The organism is Acinetobacter sp. B-6, assembly GCF_056930735.1.
In genome coordinates, this window is record NZ_JBXPBY010000011.1 from 22,336 (window position 1) to 38,408 (window position 16,073).

General features: G+C 34.3%; 10 protein-coding genes, 1 tRNA gene and 2 pseudogenes. 7 read left to right on the plus strand and 6 right to left on the minus strand.

What is annotated here, in order from left to right:
- Window positions 1-10 precede the first annotated feature (10 nt).
- Window positions 11-1,891, minus strand: a complete 1,881-nt coding sequence (locus AC1Z3T_RS14095) for a potassium transporter Kup (RefSeq protein ID WP_373350662.1) — start codon at window positions 1,889-1,891, stop codon at window positions 11-13.
- 120 nt (window positions 1,892-2,011) lie between these two features.
- On the opposite strand from AC1Z3T_RS14095, the gene AC1Z3T_RS14100 reads away from it, so the two are divergent.
- Window positions 2,012-2,102: transfer RNA gene (locus tag AC1Z3T_RS14100), tRNA-Ser, on the plus strand.
- 166 nt (window positions 2,103-2,268) lie between these two features.
- Window positions 2,269-2,530: pseudogene (locus tag AC1Z3T_RS14105) on the plus strand (tyrosine-type recombinase/integrase); the annotation flags it as partial.
- Window positions 2,531-2,594: 64 nt separating this feature from the next.
- Here AC1Z3T_RS14105 and AC1Z3T_RS14110 read toward each other — a convergent pair.
- Window positions 2,595-2,738 (minus strand): annotated as a pseudogene (locus AC1Z3T_RS14110) (Fic family protein); the annotation flags it as partial.
- A gap of 228 nt (window positions 2,739-2,966) precedes the next feature.
- Here AC1Z3T_RS14110 and AC1Z3T_RS14115 point away from each other — a divergent pair.
- Window positions 2,967-5,351: a DUF262 domain-containing protein gene (locus tag AC1Z3T_RS14115; RefSeq protein WP_483396700.1), complete on the plus strand. Its 2,385-nt coding sequence runs from the start codon at window positions 2,967-2,969 to the stop codon at window positions 5,349-5,351.
- A gap of 59 nt (window positions 5,352-5,410) precedes the next feature.
- On the plus strand, window positions 5,411-6,493 hold the full coding sequence (locus tag AC1Z3T_RS14120; RefSeq protein ID WP_483396701.1) for a cysteine desulfurase family protein: 1,083 nt from the start codon (window positions 5,411-5,413) through the stop codon (window positions 6,491-6,493).
- A 26-nt stretch (window positions 6,494-6,519) separates the two neighbouring features.
- On the opposite strand, the gene AC1Z3T_RS14125 is transcribed toward AC1Z3T_RS14120, so the two are convergent.
- The 4 genes from AC1Z3T_RS14125 to AC1Z3T_RS14140 all read right to left on the minus strand — a co-directional run bounded on the left by AC1Z3T_RS14125 (window position 6,520) and on the right by AC1Z3T_RS14140 (window position 14,077).
- Complete coding sequence (locus AC1Z3T_RS14125) at window positions 6,520-8,751, minus strand: DUF262 domain-containing protein (RefSeq protein WP_483396702.1); 2,232 nt, start codon at window positions 8,749-8,751, stop codon at window positions 6,520-6,522.
- A gap of 83 nt (window positions 8,752-8,834) precedes the next feature.
- A complete protein-coding gene (locus AC1Z3T_RS14130) occupies window positions 8,835-9,707 on the minus strand; it encodes a phosphoadenosine phosphosulfate reductase domain-containing protein (RefSeq protein ID WP_483396703.1) in 873 nt (290 codons plus the stop codon).
- A complete protein-coding gene (locus tag AC1Z3T_RS14135) occupies window positions 9,697-13,179 on the minus strand; it encodes a P-loop NTPase fold protein (RefSeq protein ID WP_483396704.1) in 3,483 nt (1,160 codons plus the stop codon). Before AC1Z3T_RS14135 ends, AC1Z3T_RS14130 begins: the two co-directional genes overlap by 11 nt.
- Window positions 13,172-14,077, minus strand: a complete 906-nt coding sequence (locus AC1Z3T_RS14140) for a DUF4007 family protein (protein ID WP_483396705.1) — start codon at window positions 14,075-14,077, stop codon at window positions 13,172-13,174. Before AC1Z3T_RS14140 ends, AC1Z3T_RS14135 begins: the two co-directional genes overlap by 8 nt.
- A gap of 747 nt (window positions 14,078-14,824) precedes the next feature.
- On the opposite strand from AC1Z3T_RS14140, the gene AC1Z3T_RS14145 reads away from it, so the two are divergent.
- The 3 genes from AC1Z3T_RS14145 (at window position 14,825) to AC1Z3T_RS14155 (ending at window position 16,069) form a co-directional block, all read left to right on the plus strand.
- Window positions 14,825-15,079 (plus strand): hypothetical protein, encoded by a 255-nt coding sequence (locus tag AC1Z3T_RS14145; RefSeq protein ID WP_004826180.1) that lies wholly within the window; start codon window positions 14,825-14,827, stop codon window positions 15,077-15,079.
- Between the two features lie 132 nt (window positions 15,080-15,211).
- Window positions 15,212-15,436: a hypothetical protein gene (locus AC1Z3T_RS14150; RefSeq protein ID WP_005035236.1), complete on the plus strand. Its 225-nt coding sequence runs from the start codon at window positions 15,212-15,214 to the stop codon at window positions 15,434-15,436.
- Between the two features lie 48 nt (window positions 15,437-15,484).
- Entirely contained in the window at window positions 15,485-16,069 is a 585-nt protein-coding gene (locus tag AC1Z3T_RS14155; protein WP_483396707.1) for a hypothetical protein, read from the plus strand.
- The last annotated feature ends 4 nt before the right edge of the window (window positions 16,070-16,073 follow it).

Consider the following 16,073-nt stretch of genomic DNA (forward strand, 5'->3'; position numbering starts at 1 on the left):
GTGAGACTTTTTAAATCTCGATTTGACTACCCATTTCAACTACACGGTTCGGTGGGATTTGATAGAAGTCACTCACAGGGCTGGTATTACGTTGCATTGAAATAAACAGTTTTTCACGCCATGGTGCCATACCCTCACCCACAGTATGAATCAAACGATCACGTGAAATAAAGAAGCTGATATGCATCATATCGAACTCAACTTCAAGTTGCTCATATGCCAACTCAAGTGCATTCGGAATATCCGGCTGATCTTTAAAACCATAATAAACAAAGACACGTTGGAAGCGATCATCTAAGACTTCAACACGAATCCGCTCTTGCTCAGGTACATAAGGCACATCACGGGTAATCACCGTCACCATGATATTGCGTTCATGTAGCACTTTATTATGTTTAATATTATGCAACATCGCATGCGGTACAATATTTGGATTACCTGTTAAGAATACTGCTTGTCCGGGTACAAACTGAGTTTCATCACTCAAGCTGACGCTTTTTATAAACAAGTCCAATGGCAGGGCATCTTTTTCCAAACGGTTAAAGACAATTTCCCGCCCAGTTTTCCATGTCATCAGAATGGTAAACACGATTGCACCGATTAGGATCGGCACCCATCCCCCAGAGATGATTTTTAATGAGGTTGAGCCAATAAAAACACTGTCTATCACTAAAAATGGCACCGCAAATAATGCCACTTTCCACTTTGGCCAACGCCAGAAACCATAAGCTAAAAATGCGATTAAAATCGTGTCACACAGCATAGTCATTGTGACCGCCACACCATAAGCATTGGCAAGGTTGGCACTGTTTTGGAAAATCACGATAAGCAATAGGATCGAAACAAATAGAATCCAGTTAATAAACGGCAAGTAAATTTGTCCCTGCTCAACATCAGAGGTGTGATGTACGGTTAAGCGTGGTAAATAGCGCAGTTGAATGGCTTGGTTTGCCATGGAAAATACGCCTGTAATCACCGCTTGCGAGGCAATCACTGCCGCTGCTGTTGCCAAGGCAATCATCGGATATAAACCCCACTCAGGCACGAGTAGGTAGAATGGGTTTTCGATCGCACTTGGATCACGTAGCAACAGCGCCCCTTGCCCTGCATAGTTGAGTAAGAGGCACGGCAATACGATAATAAACCAACCTAAACGAATCGGCAGTCGCCCAAAATGTCCCATATCGGCATAGAGTGCTTCACCCCCTGTTACGGTTAGAATCACCGCTCCCATGGTTAAGAAAGCAACGAATGGCTGATGAAAAATAAAGTTTAAAGCCCAATGTGGACTCAGCATGGTGAGTACATACGGTGTTTGGCTAATACTGTGAATACCAATTAAACCGATGGATGCAAACCACGTCAGGGTGATTGGACCAAAGAATTTACCCATGGTCCCTGTACCATGTCGTTGCACAAGGAACAGTGCGGTAAGGATTCCAATCGCCAATGGCATTAACCATTTGTTAAACATCGGTGTAGCAATACTTAGCCCTTCAATCGCGGAAAGCACTGAAATCGCTGGGGTAATGATACCGTCGCCAAAAAACAGCGATGCCCCGATAAAGCCTAAAGCAATCAGAAAGATTTTTCGGTTATCTGGGATTCGGTTGGAACGCAAGTTGAGCGCCAGCAAAGACATGATCCCGCCTTCACCATTGTTGTCTGCCCGCATGATGACGGTGACGTATTTAAAGCTGATGGTGAGCATCATGCACCAGAAGATCAGCGATAAGATACCCAGTACTGTTGCTTCAGTGATGGCGATGTGTGCGGTGAGAAAACATTGGCGTAGGGCATACAAGGGACTGGTTCCGATGTCTCCAAATACCACCCCTAATGCTGCGAGTGTGATCGCAGGTAACGCGGCTTTTTTTGCAGTACTTTGCATAGATTCGTCTTCAAAAATTAGACACTATTTTTGCGCAATCATATCACTGTGAATTTTTTTTTGCTCTAACTCAATTGTTGCTTGGCAGAATTCTTTTTTTTGGTTATCATCCCTCGCCTTGGTGAAGTGTCCGAGTGGCTGAAGGAGCACGCCTGGAAAGTGTGTATACGTTTATAGCGTATCGAGGGTTCGAATCCCTCTTTCACCGCCAAATTTATTCCAACCTCATCCATTGGAAGCTGAAAAGCCTAAACTGTCGTAGTTTAGGCTTTTTTTTCTGACTCTATCATATCATCAAGTCTATAAATCAAATGATACTGCTAACTTTTATTTAAACAACAGAATAGTTTAAGCTCAATTTAAAACAAAAATTATGACCTCTCACTGACAATAAGTATCACGTTTTTTATAGTCACAGCACTGCTAAGCCCATGAGTAGCAACGCCTTACTCTGTGTAATTCGAACAATGGTTTATAACAGCAAAATGAATGGACATAGATTCAGAGGACTCGCTTCTATAACCTTGCATGAGCAAAGTTAATGCCATATCTCAGGCGTATAACCATGCGCAGCATTTAGATTATCGAGTTAAGATGATGAAGGAATGGTCGGATTTTATCGATGGGTTGAGAGACTAAACGGTACCTTTTCTTAAGCATAAGAGAGCATAAATTGGAGGGATGTCGTGCTTGAAAATTTTAACTATTTTACTTTATGTCTTTCCTTGAGGCTTCTTGGCTTATCAGGCATCGTACGCTCAATCGAACCTATTTCTATCAATAGATTGAGATAATTCTTTTGGAAAATTACGCAATAAATTAGGTCTACTAAGCTCATTAATTCAGCCCACGTATTCTTCTTACGCCATTTGCTTAAACACTACAAATCAAGCACTAAACTTGATGATTATTTCACTAGCTCAAACTAGTGAAATATTTTTTAAATATTAGATTCTCAGACGAAGTGCTACAGAGATTAATTTAGGTTTGAGAGAAACTTTAGTATTTAAATTTGATTTTCTTATCTTTCAAAGTATTATTTGAACCATTAATCTTAAAATATATTGAGAATTTAATGGCTGTAGATCCAAAAACTATATTTGAAGCTATTTCTAAATCACCTATGGAATTACTAGCGGATCGGGGTCTAGGTCTTTATATTCCCTCCTATCAACGCCCCTATAGTTGGGATAAAGATAAAGTAAGTCGCCTAATTGAAGACATTAGCCATGGTATAAAAACCTTAGTCAAATCAGACGATAGCTTTACTTTTCTTGGAACCGTGATCACTATTCATGATGTAAACAATTCTACAGTTCAACCAATTGTACGAGCCGACGTACCAAGCAAAGTCCTAACAGTTATTGATGGTCAACAACGTATGACCACCTTATTACTTGTATGTATTGCTTTGCATAACACCCTTAATCTAACTCACAAGCAATTCACAAAAAAAACAAAATCTTTATTTAATGAATATGAAAAACTAACAAATGAAAGTGCAGAGGTTTCTCCCCAACTCGAAAGCCATATCACAGCTTTAGAATGGCTTGATGGCCAGACTAAAGAAGCTTTATCAGCTTTAGCTGATACATTTTATGAAAAATATTCATTTGGAAAATCACCTCTCTACCCTAGAATGATTAGATCAATTGATGATCAATGGTCTAAAAGCACTGCGAATAAAAAATATGATTCTCCTATAGCGAATCTAACTTTTAATTACATCACTGAAATTGATAAAGCGGAATATGACGTAGTCGAATACAAACCTATCAAAAGAAATTCAAGCATAGAAGGTGAAGAAGCTCTTGTTGACCGTTTTAATCAACTAATGAAGATTCTTAAAAGTATTATAAATAACCGTAACAATGTAGCCGATGAAATGGAAGAAGTGCCTAGTATTGAAGATATTTATGCTTCTGATTCTTTCCAAGAAGGCTTACTTAATCATGTAGCACCTGTTCAAGACATTCTCAATTTACAAGAATCAGAAAAAGAAATTTTTGACAAATTAAGTCTTCTTGTATTTTATGCTCGTTACGTCCTGCATAGAGTAGTTTTAACTGTCGTAAAAGGTAAAAACGAAGATTATGCGTTTACTATCTTTGAATCGTTAAATACGACCGGTGAACCTTTAACTGCCTTTGAAACATTTAAGCCTAGAGTAGTAAATACTGTAGGCCTTGCTGATTATGAAGATTCAATTGAAAAAGCTTTATTAGATCAAGTTTCTGAATATCTATGTATTTTCTCAGTAGGTCCTGAATTACAGAAAGCGACTAAAGAACTATTAATTCACTTCTTTAGTTCATATTCAGGTTTAAAAATTTCTGGCCGTTTAGCAGAACAACGTAGCGCTCTAAAAGTTTCATTTGAAGAAACTCACAACCCATTAGCTTTTATTAAAATGCTTAGTTATTGTGCTAATTTCAGAAAATACTTTTGGGAGTCTGACAGTTATACCGAAATACAGAAATTTTTTAATCACCACCAATTATCTACAACATCAAAACTTGGATTAAAGTTTTTTAAAGATATCAATCACACTATAGTCATTCCAATTTTAACTTTATTTTTTAGCCAAGTAGTTGATGCTCAGGATTCAAATGAAAAAGAGCAACGTTTTAAAGACTTTGAGGAGGCTTTAAAATCTATGCTTGCCTTCAGCACTCTTTGGAGAGCAACCAGAAGAGGAACTGGAGGGATCGATAATGAATACCGAGAAATACTAAGTAAATCAGAAATGCCTTCAGGGCTGCCACGTCTAGCAAAATTCTATATGCAAGAGAAAATTATAAATATTGATCTCTTCAAAGCAGAGCTAAAATCAAGATTACTTGATACCGAACGCAAAGGAAAAGTTCTAAACAAAGAAAATTTTATTAATTTAGCAACTTATCAACCAATTTATAAAAGCTCTAAATTAGCTAAATTTATATTACTTGCGGCACATCATGATGCTGTAGCGGATACTGCATATGAAGGTTTATTAATCAAGGGCAAAAATTTATCTAATCCTTGCTTAAATCTAGAATCATATATTGATGATAGAAACCTATCTTTAGAACATATTGCACCGCAATCAAATAACGGCTCTTGGGAACAAGCAATTTATGAGCATGGGGATTTAATTGATACACTTGGTAATCTAATACTTGTCTCTCATGAACTAAACTCCTCTTTAGGTAATCGAGTTTGGGCAGAAAAAAGGATCTTCTACAAAGTAGTCGGTGCTCAAGACCAAAATAGTGCCAATCAAATTCTTCTTGAAGCAGCTGAACGGAATAACATTCGCTTTGCTGGGTTAACACAAGAGTTACTTCAAGCTCAAAAATATATGCCAAACCTTATAGCACTAGGAGGTATGACAAAGCCTTGGACAAGTGACTTTATTATTACTCGCTCTAAACGACTATATGAACTAGCATGGGATGAGTTGATTAATTGGCTAGAATGATTGATTAAAAGTAAAAAAAAAGAGATGCTTATGGCATCTCTTTTTTTTATGCACTAAATATGATTTATCTAGATTTTGCGGCATCAACCCCCCTCCTATCATCTGTTAAAAAAGAATTATTTAGAGCATTTGAGGAAGAATATTCGAATCCATCTTCTGCCCATAAACTAGGACGCACTTCAGCAGAAAAGATCGAAAATGTTAGAAAAATAATAGCTAATTCAATAGGAGCATATAAAAGTGAAATTATTTTTACGAGTGGTGCATCTGAAGCCAACAACCTAGCAATTAAAGGATATGTTTTAGCAAACCAAAAAAAAGGTAAGCACATCATCACATCATCAATTGAGCATAAATGTATTCTAGCAATTTGCCATTTTCTCGAGAAAGAACATGGCTATGAAATTACTTATATCTCCCCACAGGAAAATGGAATCATTGATTCTCAGGATGTCATTCAAGCCATGCGAGATGACACAGTTCTTGTTAGTATTATGCATGTCAATAATGAACTCGGTTCTATTCAACCAATTGAAGTAATTGGTAAAGCATGTTTCGAAAGAAATATTAAGTTTCATGTAGATGCAGCTCAATCTTACAAAAAAATTGCTATTGATGTAGATGAATTGAATATTGACTTGCTTTCAATGTCAGCCCATAAAATCTATGGTCCTAAAGGTATTGGAGCGCTATATATTAGAGACTTAAGAGAAACTAGAATTCAGCCAGTGATTCATGGGGCTGGACAAGAATATGGATTAAGAGGTGGTACACTTCCTACTCCATTAATTTTAGGTTTTGGTGCTGCTATAGAGGATCAAACAATTGAAAATACTTATACAGAAGTAAATAATCTCAATTCCTTACTACGAACTAAAATTGTTGAGATTGGAGGAGCTATCAATTCCCCCGTTATCAACTATATTCCTCATATTTTAAATATAAGACTTCCTAACTTCGATGCTGCACATTTTGTAGTTAACTCAGATTTTTTATGTTCTCAAGGCTCAGCATGTTCATCAATGAATATTGAAATCTCTTACGTACTTAAAGAAATAGGATTGAACTTTGAACAAGCGCAATCCTCTATTCGAGTTTCGTTAAATCGATATGATTCTAACATATTGGATATTATTAAATGACTTCGGATTAATATTATTTTTTACAATTAAATAATCTGCTTAAAATAACCTATAAGCTTAGATTTACGTTCTGTAAAGAATAAATCAGGGTTTTTCTCATTTTTAAGAACCTGCATAACAGAATGTTTAGCTTCGTTAATGAGGAAATGATCGCCTAACCCAGCATCTTTATAAAATTGAAAAGCAGCTTCTAAAGCTACGTTAGATTTCTGAATGTTATCAGGTTTTGGTAATGGCATCATGTTACCTAAACCATTAACAAAAAGTTCTCTTTCAGAATGCTCAAAATTAAAAACACTTGGTTCCGAAGAATTCTGAGGTACCATGTGATCTAATTCCATAATTGCATTAATATCTGGATTTACTGTTAAATTAATTGGTCTAATAATTAGCTCCCCATCATCTTTCATACTATAATGAATAATAGAGGCAAATAAAGTTTTGACTTTAAATAAGGAGTTAGATTTATATTGCCAGTTATTTAACCAGCTATCGAACTCTGATTGATGCTGAGCTAAATTTAGATCCTTAATTACTAAATTATGATCTCTTGTCGATGAAAGATGGTTATCTTCAATAATTCTCTTTGAAATCTCTCTAGGAAGATCAGCTGAGTTTGCCATCAATGAAGATCTCCATAAGATCTTCGCTTGTTCATGAATTTTATTTAATAAACCTAAAATTCTTTCAGATTCAATTCCTGAGACACTAAGGTCTGTCCTGATTTTAGATAAATCTAGGTCTGTGTCTAAAAGAAGAGTTACAATTTTATTAACTTTTTCAGGATTAAAATTATTATCAATTTTCTCAATTGTAGACAATGTAAAACAAATTAGTCCAGATATAACACCATCTTGCTTTAAAGCATTAAAGAAAAACAAACTTTTTTTAAAATCCGATTCTTTTTTATATTGTGTGACTATAGAATGGCTTTCCTTTTTTTGCACTGGAAGTTTAACTTGGCTTAATATTTGAAAACAACTTTCAAAAATATTAAAATCTCTCTGTATTTCTTCTTTGGAATAATTTTGTTTTGTCTTAAGATACTCACCTAAATTTAAACGATATTTTTCACTACTTTCATTTCTAAGTTCAACAGCATTAGTAATAAAAACAGTTGCTAAGTATGTGACTAATTTTTTATAAGTTTGATTCATACTTTTATGGTTAAAAATCTTATCGCCCCATTGATCATCTAATTTTTGAATTATTTCATCTACTTCAGCATTATCAATAGATTCATTACTATTAACAAAGACTTTAAAAAATTGATTTTTTATTAAATCCAGATCATCAAGTGCTAATGCTCGATCATTCATCACTTCAAATAATGTGTAAGCATCATCAGTATTCATTGTCTGAATAACACAGACGTTAACTTCATTTAAAAAATTATGTATTTGCTCATGAAGAGAGTATATATATTTATATATATCTGCTCCGGAATTAGCAAATTCATTTGAAAAAGTTTTCAAAATCGTTTGAAGAGCATCGGCATATACTTTTTCATTTTCAGTAAGATTGTCATATTCAAGATTCTCATATGTAAGTTCTTGAGTTTCACCAAAATTCATATAAAACTGTGTTAAAACTTTGCTCAAACTCTTATTAAATGATGATCGATCATAATGAAGATTTAAAGACTCAGCCTTAATTTTTAATTCCATTAGTTCTCTAAATTTAGACTTATAATTTTCATCAGTATCAAATTTTGGAATCCATAAAATTTCTTGTATTGTCTCTAAAAAATTTTCCTGTTTATGAAGTTCATCCATTTCATCTTCATCAGAAATTCGGTTTAGCTCAATAATACCCTGCTTAATTTCTAATAATAAATCTTCATCTTTAAATAGAAATTGTGCAGCATTATTAAGCTTTTCATTTAATTTTTGCAACTTTCCACATCTTTTACGTTCAACTTCTGAGAGTATTAATTTTCGTAATAATACAAAATGAATAAAATTGGTCAAAAAAAGTGTAGTTACTCGCTGTTGACCATCAATTAAGGAATGGTACGTTTCTCCCGGCACAGCTACAGCAACTACAGAACCAGCAAAATACTTTTTATCATTTTCATCATTGCTAGCTACAAAATTTTCTTTCCAATCTTTAATTAAAGTCTCAATCTGAGTAGAACCCCATTTATAGGGCCTTTGATAATGAGGTACTTTTAGAGAAAAATAATCTGTTATATTTTCTTGTGTAACAGGAGCCCCAATACCCCAAAAATTTCTTAAGATTGCACCACTCAGTTGCATTTTTCTCTCACTAAATTAATTAATATAAAGTTTTATACCATAATACTAGTAAGAGATTAAAATACAAGAACATAGCCTTAATCCTATTTATAACAAGTCACACAAGCCCCCCCACCTTCCATATCATCATAAACAGCATCTAGATCAATCATTTCAATTAGTTGATCATCATGCAGAGCATTACGACGACGCTTTTTTTTAAACTTAACTAATTTCTGCTCATGATCAGCTTTAATTTGAGCCACACGTTCAGGATCTTCAAGGGTGCTTAGAGGAGTATTTTTTCCCATCCAATAGTATGTTTCACCATTTGTAGACTTTTCATCAGATAGCTGTTTTTCATAAGCCTTAGCTTCTTCAAATTTATCTGGATGACGCTCTTTTAAACGAACCCATTCAATTTTTCTTTGATAAAAGCAAAAAGTACATCCACTTCTAGAACGCCACTCATAATACTTTGGTAGCCCTAAACCCGTTCCTTCTAAAATATTTATAATATCTTCTTTAACTAAACCATCTTCAGCAAACGGCATTTTTGTCGTTAAAAACTTTTGTGTCGGTACATAACCTTCACGCCATGGCTCATCCGCACGAATACCAACATAACTTATGATTTCATAACCTTCATCTAAGAATGGTTTCACCCATTTTTCAAATGGAACTAATTTCATTTGAACAGTACACCAACGTTGGTGTCCTGATGGTAAAAAATGATTGTATTCTTTCAACCAATAATCGAAGTCTTTATCAGATCCTAAACGCAAAATTGGTTTACCCAGATAAGCTTCTAACTTATTTAAATAATCCATAACTTCAGGAAGTTCTTTACCTGTATCAGTAAAAAAATATTCAATCTCTAAATCTGGGTAATTATCTCGCATATACACAGCTAATGCGGCACTATCTTTTCCACCTGATAATCCCAAAACATGCTTAATTGGTTTCTCAACCTTCATGCCTTCCCTCCTTACCTATTGGATACAAGTAGTTCTTTAAGAGTTGATATAGAACAATGGCTTTAGCATCATCACTCAATTTAATTGCCTCAACCTGTTTACTTAGCTCAATCTCGACACTACTCAATTTCCTCTGAAGTTCAGGTTCAATAATCACATTTCTATTGTATTCTTCTAAGCCGTTAATAGTATTTACGATAATAGCTAAAGACTTATGATCTTCATCAGAAGCAATCTTAGTTTTTTTAGTAAAAAAACTTAACTGCTTAAAACGTTGCACATAACCTGGTAGAGCTTCAAAAGCTTTTTTCAAACTATCATCACTCCAGTCCCTCTCTGGAATCTGACCAAGTAATGTAATCATATTACTTATCCATTGCGAAGAGTCATTTGAGCTATTCGATAAATGTTCCGCAAATTTTTTCATTTTCCAATCTGCGGCAGAAGTACTTATAGATTTTGCTTGCTCAAGGATATCAATTGTAATTTCACCCAACTCTTTAAAAAGGTTTTGTTCAAACTTCTTGAATAAATTGAGCTTAGAATGCTGAATACTAATGAAAAAATCTGAAAGATCAGAAAGAATTTGAGCATCATTTCGCTTATTCACAGCTAACAAATCATACATATCTTCAAATAAGAGTTTGTAAGGATCATCAGCTTTCACAATAAAAGCTCGAAGTTGTTGTACTTTCTCTTCAAAAAACTCTACATCTTTAGAAAACTTGACCCAATTTGATTGTTTGACAACATACGAAACAATAAAGCGTGCAACTAACAACGGTGTCTCATCAATATCTTTTGAAAAATTTGAGCTTATACTTTGAGCTAATAATTGGATAAAGCGATCCTTTTCTTCAGGCTCCTTAACAAATTTAACAGCAACCTCGTTAGGGCGCTTAACCAATTTATTTAAAAACTCTTCATCCATTGAGCTGATAAAGCGAAATTCTTGAGTAATATCCTGATCGTAAAATGCTAATGCTTTTTCTTTAGCTAATAATAAAGCTAAACCAAAAATTGGTAATAGTCCTTGAGGAATACCAAATGGTGGTTTGGACCAAATATTGTATAAATCAGATAAATTAACTAATCCTTTATGCGATTTAAATAAGGCATATCCAACTTCAGCCATTTCAGAAACAAGTTTTAAATTATCTCCAAGCTCATGGTTATTCTCAATATCAAATTCAGGGATAACAAAAGCCCATTTATGCTGATCTTCTTGATACTGATGTAAACCTAGCTGTTTTAAACAAGAAAGATAAATTGCTTTTTCAGGTGGAAATTTCTCTATGTTCAAATTTTCAAACTCATTACTTTCGAGCATCTTTTCCAGTAACTTTCTTCGACCAGCAGCAGCAGCGGCAGAAACATCATGCCGTACAACCATTTCATTCGAAACAGTTGGGCAAGCAAAAAAAATTCTATCAGCAATTTCTGAAGCAATCATTGATAACGATTTAGATAAAAACTTTTCACCAGCAAAATGCCAGTTAACATTTTCAAAAGATTGTTGAAATAATAAATCTATTTGCTGATATGCATAATTTAAACGTTGTTCGTATTCCTTTCTAGACACAGGATCTATCATTAATTTAGATTGATCTTTACTAATTTCCTGTAATGCAAAAATTTCTTTCGACCAACTCAAAATTTCATTTAATTTATTTAATTGAGCAATTACCAATCCCGTGTACTCAATAGAAATTTCAATAAGCCTTTTACTACTTAAAGTCGGATCAGCGATTAAAATAAAATGGGCAAATGCTTTAGTGTTTTCCAATTCACCGCCATGCGCCAATCTTTTTAACTCTCCTAGATCAGTAACTAAGTATTGATCCATCCAACGCATTATTCCTTTTTGTTGATAATGCCTTTTAGCTAAAATAGAATTTCCTTTGTAATCAATATGCTCAAAGTAATTCTGTTGATTACTTAATGTTTGTAACTTTTCCTGTAATAGCTCCTGAATATTCAACTCTGATGTTTCAACCACTTCGTATGAATCAGTTCTATTCCAATAAACTATTAGTCCCCAATCCTTTAAATTACTTAAGCACTCATCCAAAAATTCTAAGTTCGCTACAGAAGCAGATAAAGAACTAGCGATTAATGATTTTGTTGGATAAACACCTAAAGATTTTCCAAATAAATTCATCATTGCAACTGATTTAACAATATTGGAATAAAAGTCATAAAGTTGAATATTTTTATTTAATTCTAGCTTGTTAAGTTGCTTACTTAATAAAGTCAGAGTTTCCTCAACTACACTCCAAGCATGCCCTTCTTTAGAGCCTAAAATTTGATGTTGTAAGTTATGACTTAAATAATCCCACAAATCAACTATCGTATAAGTCTTGTGGCCCTGAACATCACTTTCTAAAAAACGCCTAAAGCTTAATGGCTCAACAGATAAGAGAAAACTAAAAATACTTCGTTCATTTTGACTAAAACTACTCTTAGCTACGGCCCCTAAAAGAATAGTTGTTAGTGGGTGTAATGGTAAGGCGCCTATAAAATATTGTTTAATTTTAGGGCTGCTATCAGTCAATCTCGAACTAATTGAATTTACTACATCCTCTATCAATCGCTCATTCAAACATACTACAGGGTTAGGAATTTTATTCTTAGTTCTCTTTATAGTTTTTGAAATTAATGCAACTGATTCATCTAAAGAAATACGATAAGCTATATCAATGTAACGACCTTGAATTTTAGCCCACTCCAGTGAAATTTGGTGGCTTAAACCTTTGGCATAGTCAGAAAAAGCTTGATGTAAAATTCCGACAAATATAAATGGGCTTTCTTTAGTTGAAAGCCTATTAATTTTTTCTGACAACTCCTGAAAAAGATGTAAATCACCACTATTTCTAGCAATATGATCCAGTAATTTACCCATTTCATCTAAAACAAAAACACTACCTGAAATTTTTCCATCAAGCGCACGGAATACTTCATCAATCCAATCTATCAATTCACTATCATTTTGAATTTCTTCAGGTAAGAAAAATAAATCGTTCTGAAAAAGTCCTAGCAAGTCAGCATCTTCTAACGCTTTTAAAATTGACTTAAAAAATAATTCTTTTGGCGATGCTACTCCCCCCACAGCCTTAATAATTAACCATGGCTTATTTTTCTCAAAGGGGAAAGACTTATCAAATTTCTTGAGAAGCTTTTTATCATTAATAAGCGCACGAGCAGCATTTCTTATAAGCTCGTCTTGGTTTAATAAACCTGTCAAAATGGCTGCTAAAGTTGATTTTCCTGTCCCATAACTCCCAGTTAAGGTAAAAGTCGACTGTCCAGAACTGTCAAATGAATCGATAATTGTCTGTAATGAATTATAAGCTGTTCCATGGAACACTATTTTATCAAAAAATTCTTTTGAAATATCTGTATCCAATCTCGTAGATAAAAGATGATTTACATGAATTTGATAGTAATGATTCAAATTTTCTACTTTAGTCATTTTTCATTTTTCCACGATATACATGTGCTAATAAGTCATCTAGATTTACTTTGCCTATGGTGCTACAAGCCAGACTTCTCATACCTAAAGTATCCGTCCATTTAAAGCGTTCATCGATTAATGCACATTGATTCAAAAAATAATCAACTGCTGTATTATTCAAACGAAATAGCCTCCCAGGACTTCCAGGATTGGTAACTATACTATCGATACTGAGCGATGGAGATTGAATAAAGTTTTCTTGCCAAAAATCGACTAAACAATACAAAAATACTTCTACAGGTAAACTCTTTTGTTCAAGTAAATCAGCTTTGAATTTATGAGATTCAATTTGATAGATTAGATTTAATTCATTTAATGGTGAAACAAAAGCATCCTCATTCAGTTTTTTCCGACTAATCCTTTTTGAATAGCACAAAATGAAACAGTCAAAATCTTTTTGTAATGTAGCAAGAGAGGGTATTTTCTGCCCCATAGCCTCAAGCCAATTAACCAAATCACTCACTAACTCACTTTTTTCAAAAACTTGTTTATTTGAAAAATTAAAGTACCAACGAGAAAATGTTAAGTCATTAAATCGTTTTTGGATAAAATAATGTAATAACCAAGTAGACTCATTTAATTCTAGAAAAGGATCATATTCTTTAAAAATTTCATCCAATTTAGTTTTATAATTTATTTTATTATTCTCTTGGTTTCGCAAAGGTACTAAACCTGAAACATCGGCCCAATACTTGATGCTATTAACCATATTTTTACCAACACCTAATTCAACAACCTGCTTCTCCGCATCTTTTTCATTTAAATTCAGAATCTTATATGCCTTATTCAACCAACCATAACGTAAAGCAAATGTTTCATGTCCTGAGAAGTGTAAAGTAAAGTTAATAAAGTTCATTTAAATATTTCACTGGAGAGTTTTCTCCAGTAACTTTATCCTTTCTACTTGTAAGATTCAAGACTAAAGAAATTTAAAACGACAAATACTGTCACTAATAAATCAAAAATAACCAATTGAAAAATATTATTTTTTAAGATTCACAAATTAAATATAACATTACATCGTCTGAATTTTATTTTGTCAGTTCAAAAGAAATATTACTACTCTCTACATGTTCTTACTATTTCTAAAACTACTAAAAATTGATCCTAGACAAAATAATTTCCACATCCCCCACCCAATTGACTAAACCCACCCCAAAACTTATCATTCAACTGCTGACCTACATTGTCAGTCGGTTTTGACAGACCGTTTCCTAAGAGCACTAAAAGAGTTCATCTTTTGGTGTGAGTTCTCGTGCTCCCTCTGCGGTAGAACGGGAGGGGGACACCTTCGGGTGTGCTGATTCTTAGGTTCAGTCTGTCAACCCCTTTTCGTTCTGCCACCATAATCAATTGACAGTGATTCGGCAGGACTTCTTTAACCTAAGGAGTCAACCATGACTAAACATTTCTTATTTTTATTTCTTTCTCAAAAACGTTTTAGGCACATCCCCTGCCTTTGGCAAAATTAATAGATTTTATTTCAGCTTAGATTGATCTAAAGGCATAACTGCTCTTTGGACAGGCAAGCTACGCCTTGAATTTGATCAAATCGCTGAATCTAAATTTAAAAAATAACCACAACAATAAAAGAGAGAGAATGATGAACATTCACACTTCAATTTTAATCATCACCTGTTCACTCCTGACACTCGGTTGCGCCAGTAAATCAGAACGTGAGTTTATCAGTGGCTGTCAGTCTACGGGTATGGACCGTAGCGCATGCAAATGCGCCTATAAAAAACTCGAAAGTAAATACGGAGAAGACAGTTTAAAGAACAACCTCTACACACTGACTCAGACCGAATCATTTCAATACGACTTGATGCAAAGCGGTCTGCAATGCTTGAGGGAGTAAGTCATGAGAACGATAGCAGCAATCGTTTGTGTGATCGTGATTATCTGTTTTCTAGGGCTCCCCTTTATCGGCTTGATGATCATGTTTGGACTGTTTTACCTACTTCTTAAATTTGCACTTGGGGGAAAATAAATGAATACATCCATTACATCTTGGCTCATTCGTGGTTACTTCATCATTGGCTTACTATTTGCCCTCTACCAAAACTATTGGGGATCACAAAGCTACAAATCATTTGCCTACCATTTAGGGCAAGGCGTGATTTGGCCTGCGGTGATGTTCCCTTCTGTGGGTAAATTTATTGGTGGTGTACTGATTCTTTTGATTGTGGGCGGATTACTGCTCAAGCCTAAATAAACTTTAGCGTTGATCAGCTATTGATAAAAAACTAAAAAGGAGAATGACATGAAACTTCAGCCACAAATCATCATCAATCTAATTATGATCGTCGCACTGATCGCGATTATTTATATTTTATTCAATCAATCCAAGTCAAACCCACAAGAAAATGATCATGAGACAATCATCCAGTCTGAACCAACACAAAAGTCGGCGTCAGAAGTCGCAATAGATAAGGTATCTGCACAGCCTTCCGATAGTCTTACTTCATCAACTCAACCAATACAAAGCGTTAAAAAGTCATCAAATTCAGTGATTAAAATGCAGCATTGTGGAGCAAATGAATACAGTGTTGATTGTTCTAACACTGCATATCCACTGATTTGGTTTATGTATAGTGCTGACCCTAGACCCAATGTTGATCAGATGATCAGTATTGAATTTATGAAAGCCAATCAATTCAAAGACCTGCGGATCGACGAATTAAAAATTTCGACCCAAGATAACAAATCATGTCAAGTGGTTACGTGGGGAGCGGATGGTGAAAATTTAACTGATGAAGGCTTAAGTATTATTTTAGATCACTGCCCGATGAAACAAATCAAATCTGTAGACCTTAAAATAGAAGGTCAGGTTTATCGGTTCACTTAACTGT